Annotated in this window: 8 protein-coding genes; 5 read left to right on the forward strand and 3 right to left on the reverse strand. The window is 40.4% G+C overall.

All coding sequences use genetic code 11. From position 1 onward, the window contains the following. Positions 1-40 precede the first annotated feature (40 nt). The 5 genes from AADY36_RS03690 (at position 41) to AADY36_RS03710 (ending at position 10649) form a co-directional block, all read left to right on the forward strand. The gene (locus AADY36_RS03690; RefSeq protein WP_054560852.1) at positions 41-400 is read left to right on the forward strand and encodes a glutathione S-transferase N-terminal domain-containing protein; all 360 of its coding nucleotides are present in this window, start codon (positions 41-43) and stop codon (positions 398-400) included. Positions 401-480: 80 nt separating this feature from the next. Beyond that, positions 481-1965 (forward strand): glutamate--tRNA ligase, encoded by a 1485-nt coding sequence (gene gltX / locus AADY36_RS03695; RefSeq protein WP_239963049.1) that lies wholly within the window; start codon positions 481-483, stop codon positions 1963-1965. A gap of 222 nt (positions 1966-2187) precedes the next feature. Beyond that, on the forward strand, positions 2188-3714 hold the full coding sequence (locus AADY36_RS03700) for an arylsulfatase (RefSeq protein WP_342408507.1): 1527 nt from the start codon (positions 2188-2190) through the stop codon (positions 3712-3714). A 438-nt stretch (positions 3715-4152) separates the two neighbouring features. After that, positions 4153-9474: a S8 family serine peptidase gene (locus AADY36_RS03705; RefSeq protein WP_342408508.1), complete on the forward strand. Its 5322-nt coding sequence runs from the start codon at positions 4153-4155 to the stop codon at positions 9472-9474. Positions 9475-9806: 332 nt separating this feature from the next. After that, positions 9807-10649 (forward strand): MipA/OmpV family protein, encoded by an 843-nt coding sequence (locus AADY36_RS03710; protein WP_342408509.1) that lies wholly within the window; start codon positions 9807-9809, stop codon positions 10647-10649. On the opposite strand, the gene AADY36_RS03715 is transcribed toward AADY36_RS03710, so the two are convergent. From AADY36_RS03715 to AADY36_RS03725, 3 genes are read right to left on the reverse strand one after another with little or no spacing between them, the layout of a single operon-like run. Beyond that, a complete protein-coding gene (locus AADY36_RS03715) occupies positions 10633-11823 on the reverse strand; it encodes an ATP-binding protein (protein ID WP_054560846.1) in 1191 nt (396 codons plus the stop codon). The genes AADY36_RS03710 and AADY36_RS03715 overlap by 17 nt on opposite strands. Beyond that, positions 11820-12509: a response regulator transcription factor gene (locus AADY36_RS03720; RefSeq protein WP_054560845.1), complete on the reverse strand. Its 690-nt coding sequence runs from the start codon at positions 12507-12509 to the stop codon at positions 11820-11822. The genes AADY36_RS03715 and AADY36_RS03720 overlap by 4 nt, the downstream gene beginning before the upstream one ends. Then, positions 12509-12910, reverse strand: a complete 402-nt coding sequence (locus tag AADY36_RS03725) for a DUF3019 domain-containing protein (RefSeq protein ID WP_055020985.1) — start codon at positions 12908-12910, stop codon at positions 12509-12511. The genes AADY36_RS03720 and AADY36_RS03725 overlap by 1 nt, the downstream gene beginning before the upstream one ends. Between the last annotated feature and the right edge of the window lie 464 nt (positions 12911-13374).

Here is a 13374-nt window from a genome sequence, read left to right on the forward strand (position 1 = left end):
AAAATTGCCCACTATTTTTAGAGCCACATGAGAAGGTAAGATGAAGTTTGTTCGTTGGTTACTAGGCCGCATCATTTTGTTTTTTGATTTTGTATTCACACCACGTAGTAAAAAGCGTCCGGCAGCAGAGCAAGCGGCGCTTGATTCAGTGACATCACAATTTAAGCTATATCAATTTAAAGCTTGTCCATTTTGCGTGAAAGTACGTCGTGCAATTAAACGCCAAGGTCTTTCAGTTGAAACTCGTGATGCCAAAGGCAACGAGCAATTTCGCCAAGAGCTTTTAGAGCAGGGCGGAAAAGTAAAAGTGCCTTGTTTACGCATTGAAGAAAACGGCCAAGTAACTTGGTTGTATGAATCAAACGATATCATTGCTTATTTAGATAAAGTCGCGGCATAAAGCGGCTTTTCACTTCGATTATAGCCCGTGCTGTGCTAGCATTTGGGCAAATTTTTAATTGTCTTTTGAGAGATATAACCATGACAATTCGCACCCGTGTTGCTCCGTCACCGACTGGTGACCCGCACCTAGGTACTGCATACATCGCATTATTTAACTACTGTTTTGCTAAGCAGCAAGGCGGTGAGTTTGTGTTACGCATTGAAGATACAGACCAAGTTCGTAGTACGCCAGAATCAGAGCAAGCTATTATGGATAGCTTACAATGGTTAGGCTTAAACTGGGATCACGGTCCAGATGTAGGCGGTGAGTTTGGTCCATACCGTCAATCTGAGCGTAGCGATTTATATAAGAAATTTGCGCATCAGTTAGTTGAACAGGGTAAAGCTTTTTACTGTTTTGCTACGAGCGAAGAACTAGACCAAATGCGTGAAGAGCAAATGGCCGAAGGCCTACGCCCTAAATACGATGGTCGTGGTTTAAATCTTTCTGAAGATGAAATTAAAGCAAACCTTGAAGCGGGTAAGCCTTACGTAATCCGTATGAAGATCCCAAGCGAAGGCACGTTTAAGTTTAACGACTACCTACGTGGCGACATTGAGATCCCATGGGAAAATGTAGACATGCAAGTGCTACTTAAAGCTGACGGTTTCCCAACTTACTTCCTTGCTAACGTAGTTGATGATCATCACATGCAAATTAGCCACATTTTCCGTGGTGAGGAGTGGATCAATTCAGCGCCTAAGCTATTAAAACTATATGAAGATTTCGGTTGGGAAGCGCCAGTACTAGGCCACTTACCATTACTTCGTAACCCAGATAAGTCAAAATTATCGAAGCGTAAAAACCCAACTTCAATCAACTACTACAAAGAAATGGGTTACCTACCAGAGGCACTATTAAACTATTTAGGCCGTATGGGTTGGTCAATGCCTGATGAGCGTGAAAAGTTCACGTTAGCAGAGATGATTGAACACTTTGATATGAAACGTGTGTCGCTTGGTGGCCCTATTTTCGACATCGATAAACTTAGCTGGTTAAACGGTATGTGGATCCGTGAAAACTTATCTGATGCTGAACTAATGCAGCGTTTTGTAGATTGGAAATTTAATACTGAGCTATTCGCTAAAGTATTACCAGAAGCAAAAACGCGTATTAATACGCTTTCTGATATGGTTGACCTTGCCGGTCACTTTGTCGGTGGTATTCCAAGCTATGATCCTGCGCTATTAACAGCAGGTAAAGCTGATGAAGATGTAATCCGTCAAGCATTACAGTTCTTCATCTGGCAATTAGAAGGTTTACGCAGTTGGGAAAAGCCAGCGATTTTTGCTATCGCAAAAGAAGTGGCGACTTTCCATGAATTGAAGATTAAAGACTTCCTTGAGCCAATCTTTGTGGCAATCACAGGTAAGACATCTTCAACTTCAGTACTTGATGCGATGGAAATTTTAGGTTCTGACTTATCACGTGCTCGTTTACGTGTTGCACTAGCGCACCTTGGTGTGTCTAAAAAGCAAGCGAAAAAAATTGAGCGTGCATATCGCGATTATCCACAAGCTTAATCGTAATGTTAGTTTTAAAAACCGAGCTTATATGCTCGGTTTTTTTTATTTAAATCAAAGTTAATGCAGATTTAACTTGTAAATAGGGACTGCTCTAATAGTATTAAACATGCACAATTTATCACTTGTAGATATATCTTAATGAAGCAGTATGAGGTAACTGCAAGCGAGGGATTATTAAAGCTGAGGCGAATGCTTTAGTTAGTTTTCAAGGAGAAAGTGATGTTTAAATACGTATTGGTCTATTTGGCCATTTTAGGCTTTAGTTTGCCAAGTTTCGCGGCTGATAAACCCAATGTACTTGTTATTTGGGGTGATGATGTTGGTATGTGGAACATTAGTGCCTATCATCGAGGCATGATGGGAGGCAGTACCCCAAACATAGATAGAATTGCTAATGATGGCATGATATTTATGGACCATTATGCACAGGCCTCGTGTACTGCTGGCCGTGCTGCATTTATCACAGGTCAGTATCCAATGCGAACTGGTCTCAGTACGGTAGGGCTTCCTGGCGCGAAGCAAGGCTTGCAAGAGAAAGATCCCACCTTAGCAACTATGCTCAAATCAAAGGGTTATGTCACAGGCCAGTTTGGTAAAAACCATTTAGGTGATCGTGATGAACACTTACCTACAAATCATGGCTTTGATGAGTTTTTTGGAATTTTATATCACCTCAATGCCGGTGAATATCCAGAACAACAAGACTATCCTCAAGATGCCAAAACACAAGAAAAGTTTGGTTTAAAAATGCGTGGGGTCATTCATTCAAAAGCGCTTGGAAATGGCAAGCAAGAGATTAAAGATCTTGGTCCATTTGGAAAAGAGCGCCAGCGCAACTTAGACCAAGAAGTACTTGTAGAGTCAAAACGCTTTATCCGTGATGCAGTAAAACAAAATAAACCTTTCTTCGTTTGGCACAACACAACTCGTATGCATTACCAAACTAACCTTAATAAAGCTTATGACGGCAAAACTGGCTTTGGTTTATATGCTGATGGTATGGCCGAAATGGATGATGATGTAGGTGAATTACTTAACTTACTTGATGAACTTAAAGTAGCTGATAACACAATAGTGATGTTTTCTACCGATAACGGTGCCGCATCAAACTCATGGCCAGATGGTGGCAACCAGCCATTTCATGGTGAAAAAGGCGTTGGTGGCTGGGAAGGTGGCTTCAGAGTACCTATGGTTGTTAAATGGCCGGGCCATGTTCCTAAAGGTGTGAGCACCGGTGAGTTCATGACAATGGAAGATTGGATGCCAACGATTATGTCGTGGGTTGGCGATAAAGATTTAAAAGCTAATTTATTAAAAGGCACCAAGATTAATGGTCAAAAGTATAAGGTTCATTTAGATGGTTTCGATCAAAGTGATATCTTACTAAACAATGGTAAAACAAAGCGTAAAGAGTTCTATTATTTCACCGAAACTACCTTTCATGGAATGCGTTACGGTGACTGGAAGTTAATCTTTACAGAACAAAATCATTGGTTTAGGTCTACACAGCAAGCCCTTACTTCACCTTACATTATTAACCTAAAAATGGATCCATTTGAGCGATTCATTGATGCTAGGGGTTATGATGAGTGGGCAGAAAACCGTAGTTGGATTTTAGGCCCAGCAGGTAATCAAATTGCAGAGTTTGTAAAAACTTTTAAGACTTTTCCACCTAGCCAAGAGAGTATGTCAGTACAAGTGGGTAGTGTTGCTGAAATGATTTCACAGCAAGCGTTAAACCGCTAAAAACGATAGGCTTTACCAGAATACAAGGTTGCAACATCACAGTCTTGGTAGTCACTGGTAAAGTCTTTACAACTCTCAACTAAGTAACCATTGCCGCCTCGATTTACTACTTCAAGTTTTAGCTGCTCAATAGCAATATTATTGACCTCTGTAGGGCTATAACCACCAGATTGTGCTGAGCGCTCACCAAGACAACTAAGCCCTTAAACTTCACTTAAATAATATGCGCCGCCTCTCTTTTCTATTTATAGGCATTGTAAAAAGAAACTAAATATTGATGCTTGCTTGGTAATTGAAATGTTAACGGTGTGTACAAAACGCTACACGAATGTACGTCATTTTTAAAACGTCTTGTGGTTATATTGTAGTCGCAAGCAGTGAAATGGATGTTCACACAGCTTGAATAATTACTCTAACTAACTATCCAGGGGATACTTTATGCAAGTGAAAACACTCTCGATTGCTGTTGCCGCAGCTCTCTACAGTGCCAGTGCTGCTCATGCAGTGGGTGTTGATAACAATCAAGTAAAACACCAATTAAAAGCACCTAATATCACATTTGAAGAAGTAAAAGCGTTTAGCAAAGAGTTTAACCAAGGTGACTCTAGCAACATGCTACAAAACGATGGCCTAAATGTTCAGCTAAATAGCAAAGCAAATAAATTTGCTGAAGAAGGCATTGATGGTGAGCATATTTATATTATCCGTTTACGTGATAACTCTGTTGCTCTTGAAGCACGCGATTTAACCTCACCATTATCACAATCACTTCAAGCACAAGGCGTTTCAAAAGTATTTGAGAAAGGTCAAGCGGCGGCCTCTGCTGTAACTGATTATCAAAATAAACTACTTTCAAAACAACGTACTGTAATGCAAAACGTGACTGCGGTGACTGGTCGTACAGAGATGCGTCGTCAATTCACTAAAGCATTAAATGGTTTCTCTGTAAAAATGACAGAGCAAGAAGCGATGCGCGTTGCAGAGCTTGGTGCCGTCGTTTCTGTAATGCGTTCGAAGAACTATGATCTTCTTTCTGATGAAGGTCCTAAGCATATCGGCGCTGATCAAATTTGGGATGGCTCAAGCGTTCCTAGTGGCATCAAGGGTAAAGGTGAAGGCCAAATCGTTGGTATCATCGATACCGGTATTAACTCAGATCACCCTTCATTTGCAGCTGTAGGTGGGGATGGTTACGAGCATGAAAACCCGTTTGGTCCAGGTGTTTATGTAGGTGACTGTGTTGAAGAACCTGAAGAAATTCAATGTAATAATAAATTAATCGGTGTGCGTTCTTATGATGTGATCACTGATGCATTTGATGCCATGATCCCAGGCTGGCCAGCAATTGGTGAAGATTACCAAGGTCACGGCTCACACGTAGCTTCAACAGCAGCTGGTAACGTGGTCAACGATGTACCGTTTATGCTTCCGAGCTTTGGTGAAAACACCGATGGTAATATCTTAAAAGAAGGTTTATTTCCTGAAATCTCAGGTGTTGCACCGCACGCAAATATCATTGCTTATCAAGTATGTTATCCATCAAGTGACGAATACGCAGGCTGTCCTGGCGAAGCACTTGTAGCGGGTATTGAAGATGCAATTTCTGATGGTGTTGATGTAATCAACTTCTCAATTGGTGGTGCTGATTCTAATGTGTGGGCCGATCCAGTACAACTTGCATTCTTAGCAGCGCGTGAAGCGGGCATTAACGTTGCCGCGGCAGCAGGTAACAGCGGTCAAGCATGTGGTGCAGCTGAGTGTTTTGGTTACTTAGATAATTCATCACCTTGGCTTGCACAAGTTGCAGCAACAACACATGGTCGTACTGTCGCTGTTGAAACTGCGGTCGAGTTTGCTGGTTTTGCAGACGATACTTTGGGTTCAGAAGTACCTAGCTGGTCAGAAACAGGCCTTGTTGGTGGTTCAATTAATAGCGAAGAAATTACCGGTGTTGTTGTTTGGGCTAAAGATTACGAAGACGTAAATGGTTTTAAAGACTACAACGGTTACTGTACGGCAGATTATCCAGAAAACACCTTCAATTTCTACAAAGATGGTACTGAAATCGCGGGCGCGGCTGATGGTAGCACTGATGTTATTGTTATCTGTCAACGTCACGATCCAAATGATTCAGCAGCCAATGCGCGTACTGCAAAAGTTGATCACGTAAAAGCCGGTGGTGCGGATGGTTTCATTATGTTTAACCGTGACCGCGATCAAGGCACAGTGGCTGAAGGTTATTCATTACCAGGTGTTCACTTTACTTATGACCAATGGAATGGTGTTTATCCAGAAGATGGCTTAGAAGATTGGGTAGATAGTTACTCAGAACTTGGTCATATGATCACTATCAAACCAACAGTGATTGAGCGTCGTGTTGATGCAGAAGATGCTGACTGGTTGGCAACATTCTCATCACGAGGCCCGTCTTATTCTAATGTTGAAGTACTTGCTCCTACGCTCGCTGCTCCTGGTGTTGATATTTACGCGGCTTACTCTGATGAACATCCATTTGTAACGCCACATGGCCAAGATTACGCTGCAATTAGCGGCACATCGATGGCATCACCACATGTTGCAGGCTCAATGGCGTTATTACGTCAAATTCACCCTGAGTGGACTGCGGCTGAAATCCAATCTGCATTATCGATGACTGCTGAAAACGTTGTTAAGTATCATCGCTTGAATAGTGCAAGTGATGTTGTTGCTGATGCGAAAACCTATCGTTCGGGCGCAGGTCGCATCAATGTTGGATTGGCTGCTAAAGCTGGTTTTGTCATGGATGAAACGGCAGATAACTTCTTAGCTGCTGATCCATATAATGGTGGTACACCACATAAACTTAACTTACCAAATCTAGTTAATTTCTCTTGTGCGCCTGAATGTCAGTGGGTTCGTACAATTAAAGCAACAGAAGATGGTACTTGGACTGTAAGTCATGAAGATGTAGAAAACTGGGCGTTTGATGTTAACTCACAAACAGCGCAAAACGGTGTGAATATCGATATCTTCCCGAAAACTTTCACGCTGAAAAAAGGTGAAACACAAACAATCATTGTTAAAGCATCGATCATGGATACCCAAGATTGGTTCAGTAACTCTGAAGTTGAGCTTCATACTAACCTTGTTTTCCAGGCTGAAGAAGAAAATATCCCTGATGCACATTGGCCTGTGGCGTTTAAATATGATCGTGGTAACTTACCATCATCTTTAGAGACAACAGCTCACTCAAACGTAGGTACTTATGTAGCTAAAGGTATTGTATTACCAAGTGTTGAAGCGCCAGTGGCCCGTGCATATGAGCCAGTAAAAGCAGATATCACAACGGTGACTTTACCAAAAGATGATGAGCGTACTTTCCCTTGGACGATGAATCGCACAGGTGATGTTGATGCAGCTGATATTTTAGATGAAGCAACATTTACTAAGTTTGTGACAGTACCAGCTAACTCAAAACGTTTTATTGCAGAAACTGTTGATGTTGAATCTGAGCTAGAAGGTACCTTGAACGTAGTTAACCCTATTATTTATATAGGTAAAGACTACAACGGTGATGGAATTGTTCAGCCACAAGATGAAATATTATGTGTATCTAATCATAAGATTTATAAAAACTTCTGTAATATCAATAACCCAGAAGAAGGTGAGTATTGGGTTGTTGCTTATAGCCCGAATAAAGCGTCAGTGGGTGCCGTTGAAGAAACATTTGAACTTGCAACAGCGGTTGTGTCAGACCAAGTAGCCTCTGGTATGACTGCAAGCCTTCCTGGAAGTGATGGTCAAAATACTGTTGAAATGACTGTTGACTGGGATATGGACATTGATGCTGACAGTGTGTACTACTCACTATTAGATGTAGGTACATCGGCTGTGAACCATGGTAACCTAGGTTCTATTCCATTTAAGCTCAACCGTGGTAATGACGTTGCTCATCTTGATGCACCATATACTGGTGCGAAAGTGGGTGATATGGTGCCTTACACATTTGAAGTGTTGGCAAATAATTCAGGTGTAGATCGAGAGTTCTCACTAGAGCTTGATATCCCTGCGGGTCTTGATATTAAAGCAGAAAACGTGGCGGTCTCAACAGCATCAGAAATCAATGTTGAAATTGCTGACGGTAAGGTGATTGTAACGGGTACGCAAGCGGATACTCGCGATGTTGAACCTGATTATATCGTCACAGATAACATTACCGATGAAATGTGTCGTACGCCTGATTTTGGTAACTCAAACCCGGGTGGCTATGTTGACTTAGCAGAGTTTGGTATTACACCTGTTTTATCTGGTTTTGAAGAGAATAATTATTACAACTCACGAAATGGTTACTCGTTACCAATCGCAAGTTTTTATAACGGCGCATATGATACATTCAGCCTTTATAACAATGCTGAAAATACCAATATCCAAAACTCGATAATCCAAATTCGTGGTATGGGTACAGTTAACACAAATGGTAGCCGATATTTCTTCCCTGTTCATAACCCGTTCCCTTATAACTCATTCCCATATGAGAATATGGGCCCATTATGGCGTGGTTGGGAGTTCACTGATAATGGCTTATTGCGCTCTGTAATGTCAGTTGGTTTATCGTCTAGCGAAGGTATTTCACTTGCAAGTACAACAACTGGTTGGGGCATTGTTGAGTGGGATAACGCATCAGACTATGATAATCCAGTATATGACCGTACAACAGGTAAATACACATACACTAAACGTGATAACTCTTTTGATTTCCAGGTGTTATTTAATGCAAATACACGCTTTGGTAAAGATGAGCATGAAATTTACTATGCATACGACAATCTAGACTACGGTTCGACGCGTCCTGCAGGTAGTATCGGCCTGCAAGGTTTCCGTGGTGCCCAGTTCGAGTATGGTCCACTTGAAAACTACCGTGGTATTCAAATCGCTTATAACAACCTAGATGAAGTGATCAGCGATGGTTACGTGGTGTGTATGGACTATGTAGGTCCAGAGTCATCACAATTTGAAGTGACTGCTTGGGCCGAAGTTACGCCGTCTGCAGCAGGTCAAACACTTGAAGTTGCAGCTAAAGCAGCAATCTCGGGTCTGAATGACATGACTTCAACAGCAACACTAACCATTCCAGGCAACATCACTGTGGTAGCCCTTGATGACATGGTAACAACAGAAGAAACACCGATTAGCTTTGAAGTTCATCACATTGATGAAAAGAACTCGAAGAATGAAATCTCGGTAATTTCTGACGACGTAACCTATGAAGTTGATGGCGATACAGTCACGATTACACCAAATGAGAACTTCTCTGGTGAGACAGAAGTAACTGTGATGGTATCTGATATTGAATACCCATCAGATGCTGCAAGCACGACCTTTATGTTAACGGTTGAAGCAGTTAACGATGCACCGGTAGTGGTTGTTGAAGCAAGTGCTCAGCAAGTTACTGAAGGCAGCATGATTACCCTAGATGCATCAGCATCACATGATTTAGATAACGATGAGTTAACTTTCTCATGGGAAGGCCCAGGTACAATCGCAAGCCCAACATCAGCAATCACTGAAGTATCAGGTTTAACAGCTGGTGAGCATCAGTTTACTGTAACGGTTAGTGATGGTGTTGAACCGATGGAACTAGGTGTAGCAGTGACGGTAACGGCACAAGAGACAACCGTTGTTCCTGAAGAAAAAGCGAAATCATCAAGTGGTTCACTTGCTTGGTTAACTGTTCTATTAGCTGGTTTTGCAGGTGTTCGTCGCCGCGTAAAACGAGGCTAAGTACTCCCTAAGTATGTTATGTAACAAAGGGCCTTCGGGCCCTTTTTTTGGTCTAGCAAAAATAAGTCGTACATTTTAATAACCAAAAAGAATAACTAACAACTGAAAACCTATGTAGCAAAATGTACATGCTATTTTATATTTTTTTCAGTGTGTTAGTTTGAAGATAGGGCGTAAATTAACAGTCTACGCCGCTTTGTTGGTCAAAAAAATTATACAATAAAGCGCGCAAGCGATATGATCGTCCCCGATTAAGTAAAGACTAAAGACTTTTTGGTAGTATTAAGTTGTCATAGTGATTGTTATTTATGACATAAAGGTGAATTGCGTTAATGAAGAAATTGTTTGGCTTAGTATGTTGTTTAACTGCATCAACTGCGTTTGCGCAGGCTGATGTTAAACAACCACAATTAATTAAAAAGTCGACAATACATGCCAGCATCACAGTGGGGTACGGGGGCATTGAAAACCCGGTACTTGATGCTGATGATGTCACTTCGCCAATTCTGCCAAGTTTTGCTTATTATGATGATAACTGGTATTTCGATGATTTCTCTGTTGGCTACAGCCTATATGAAACAGAAAAATTTTATGTCGATTTACTGGGGCGCTTTAATGACGATGGTTTTTTCTTTGAGCTGGATGGGGTAGATAAACTCTATGCCACAGGTGTTGTTCGTTCGAGTTCAGGGCGACCGACATTACCCACTGCATCACCAATTAATTTAACACCTATAGAACGCGACCTTTCTTACATGGCAGGGTTATCATCGGCAGTAAACGTGTATGATAATATCTGGTTAAGTGCTGCGTATGTGCACGATGTAACCAATGTTCATAATGGTTATGAAATATTGTTCAACGGCTATCATGTATTTGAATTGTTTTCTGGTACTGCAGGTCTTGAAGCGGGCATTAATTACAAAAATGAAGAACTGATCGATTATTACTACACGGTTAACCCATCAGAAAGCAAAACGCGTTTACTAAGCTACAATTTAGAAAGTGCCACTAACTACTACTTCAAAGTAAGTTATGAATATCCGATCAGCGACAGTTTCAGTCTTGATTTCAAACTTAAACATACTTGGCTTGATAGCAACTTAGCTAACTCACATATGATCAATAAAAACGGTTATTTCTCAGGTTTTACGGGAGTTACTTATCACTTTTAGGCCAACGAATGGTGATCTCTGCACCGCCTGTTTGCGAACTGTTAGCCAAGCTAATTTTACCGCCATGCCAACTGGCAATACGATGCACGATATAAAGTCCTAATCCATACCCACTCGCTAGTTTATCTCCTTCACCTTGTTTAAAAGGCTCAATTAACGCATCCGCATTAATTGGTAAGCCAGGTCCATCGTCTGTAATACTTATACTGTAATAGCCTGCTTGTTCTGTGCTACTTATATGGATTGTGTGTTTTGCGTATTTTGTGGCGTTGATCAGTAAGTTTTGTACCGCGATTGCCATAAAGCTTGCTTCGCAATAGGCTGTGTCTATTTCAAGGGCTGGTATGAATTCGAGCTCTTTGTATAAATCGAATTTAGCAATTTCTGTGTTGATCAGTTTAGCTAAGTTAACTTTTTCCTGATTAAACACACTTTGCTGGTGCTCTAAGCGAGCGAACGATAAGTATTGCTCTAGACGTAATTCAATCTCATCAATATCACGTTCAATTTGGCTACCTTCTTGAGATTCCAAATCGGCAATCGACAAAGCAAATCGCATACGGGTAAGGGGAGTGCGAATTTCATGAGAAATAATACGCGATAAGTCATTATGTAGCTGAACAAACTTATTGATGCGCTCAGACATATGGGTGAAGGTGCTGGCTAATGGCGCAATAGATGAATTTGGTTTTATATCAAGCTCTATACGTTGCGGTTTCTTACTAAAACGATGAGCTGCGCGTTGTAATAAGCTCAAATCACGAAATACTGGGCGAATGAATAATAAGATCATCGCACCAAGTAAAAAGTAAAAGGCAAAAAATGCAAGCCAGTCAGTTTTGGCTTGCGAAATCAAAGAAATGGGGCCAACTTTTTGGATGCTACCGTTATTGCCTTTGAGGTATATATACTGCTGATTGTTTTCGGTGACGCTGATAATACCATCTTTATCGAATTTGGCTTGTAATGAATCAGGTAAAACAAGCTCGTTTTGGTTAAAGGAGCTGATCCTAGATTCTTTTTGCTCAGCTATTTGAGCAAGTTCAGCAACACTTATTTGCACACTCGGTATGTGCTCAGAAAAAAACTGATTATAAAGCTGGCCAAAAGCTAAAACTAAGGCAATTAAGCTTACTGTGATAATTAAGTACAGCTTAAAAAATTGCTGCTTCATATTTTTGAAATATCCAAGCTGTATCCTTTACCTCGTACAGACTTGATATCAAGCGTTTCTTTTTGCTCGCTAATGGTTTCTTTAAGCTTTTTACGTAAACGGCTAATTTTTAAATCAATAGCTCGGTCAAGTCCGTCATACTCACGGCCAATAACATGCTTGAATAATACCTCGCGAGAAACCGGTTCTGGGGTGTTTTTCGCAAGGTAGGCAATGATCTCAAATTCACTTTCATTGAGGTTCAATGCTGTATTATGAAAATAGATATCGCGTTTTTTACTATCGATACGCAAAATATCAATTTGGTGTGAAAAGTTATCTTGGCCAACAGTGTGGGCGATAATCGTTTTAACTTTGGCGAGTAACAATTCAGGCTTAATGGGTTTTACAAGGTAGTCGTAAGCACCTAGGTTTAAGCCCTTAATTTGTGATTGCACAGAATCCAGTGCCGTTAGAAAAATAACAGGGCAACTGTACTTTTCTTTCAATTGAGAAATTAACTCAAAGCCATTGCCATCCGGTAGCATCACATCACAGATGATCAGTGAAGGCATAAAGGTGATTTCACTGCTACGGTACGCCTCAGCAGTATTGAATACATCTATGGTATAGCCATGCTTTAACAAAAACGTTTGTATTAAGCTTGCTAATTTCACATCATCTTCAATTAAAAAAATATGCTGCATTATAAACTCCAGCCAAAGCGCCGTTTTATTCGGTAATCTTTAGCTTCATAGCTTGCTATTGACAGTAGTTGTTGCTTAACAACTTGATTGCTCAATGGATTAATTAATTTCACTGTAAGCGGATGCTCAGTCTTAACCGTTAATTTCTCGATAATTAAACCACCTTGTTTGTAACACTGTGTATATTGAGGACGCTGAGTTATTTCTAAACAAAGTTCTTTAAAGGGAGCAACACGAAAATGAATCTGTATATTAAACTCACAGGCTTTTTGTTTTGCATCTGTCACACACACGGTGGGTGAGACTTTAAAAAAAGGTTGCTCGGGACTGTCATCGCTTAAACAAAGCGACGAAAAACAAAGACAAAAAAACAGTAATAGCCAACTAAATCGGTTTATCATTTAACCAAGTCTCTGTTTTTTAGAAGTCTTTTCTTCAAAGTAACAATAACCATCGAAAGCTGATGTAACCTGCCCAACTCACTTTGAGTACTCATTTTTTTGCCGTTTATTATAATTATTATTTATGCAGCCTATGAGTGGCGATTACACGATAAAAAAGCGTGTCTATCATACCTCATTTATCGTTATAGCTACAAATAGGTGCTATGCAAAGCCAGTAATTTCAACCTATTGGCGTATTTTCTTTATATTCTAAAGTTAGCTTGTTGTTTTAAAAGGGAAACTGAATTTATATTTAGTTTTAGCTAATAGTTTTTCACTAAATTTAGTTGGGCCTTAGTCTTTACTATTCTGCGTTATTTGTTAATTGTTTCGTACAAATTGATACAATTTAAATTTAGCCTATCAAAACCACTATTTTAGCTCATGCATTTAAACATATGCTGAGCGCGTGATTAATAATT

The sequence above is a fragment of the Pseudoalteromonas sp. D15MCD-2 genome (genome assembly GCF_038562745.1).
Taxonomy (GTDB): Bacteria; Pseudomonadota; Gammaproteobacteria; order Enterobacterales; family Alteromonadaceae; genus Pseudoalteromonas.

Bases quoted from the DNA above. Each gene is read 5' to 3' on its own strand.
- AADY36_RS03725 (WP_055020985.1), bottom strand. From the start codon at position 12,910: ATGATAAACCGATTTAGTTGGCTATTACTGTTTTTTTGTCTTTGTTTT.
- AADY36_RS03700 (WP_342408507.1), top strand. From the start codon at position 2,188: ATGTTTAAATACGTATTGGTCTATTTGGCCATTTTAGGCTTTAGTTTG.
- AADY36_RS03720 (WP_054560845.1), bottom strand. From the start codon at position 12,509: ATGCAGCATATTTTTTTAATTGAAGATGATGTGAAATTAGCAAGCTTA.
- AADY36_RS03710 (WP_342408509.1), top strand. From the start codon at position 9,807: ATGAAGAAATTGTTTGGCTTAGTATGTTGTTTAACTGCATCAACTGCG.
- AADY36_RS03690 (WP_054560852.1), top strand. From the start codon at position 41: ATGAAGTTTGTTCGTTGGTTACTAGGCCGCATCATTTTGTTTTTTGAT.
- gltX (WP_239963049.1), top strand. From the start codon at position 481: ATGACAATTCGCACCCGTGTTGCTCCGTCACCGACTGGTGACCCGCAC.
- AADY36_RS03705 (WP_342408508.1), top strand. From the start codon at position 4,153: ATGCAAGTGAAAACACTCTCGATTGCTGTTGCCGCAGCTCTCTACAGT.
- AADY36_RS03715 (WP_054560846.1), bottom strand. From the start codon at position 11,823: ATGAAGCAGCAATTTTTTAAGCTGTACTTAATTATCACAGTAAGCTTA.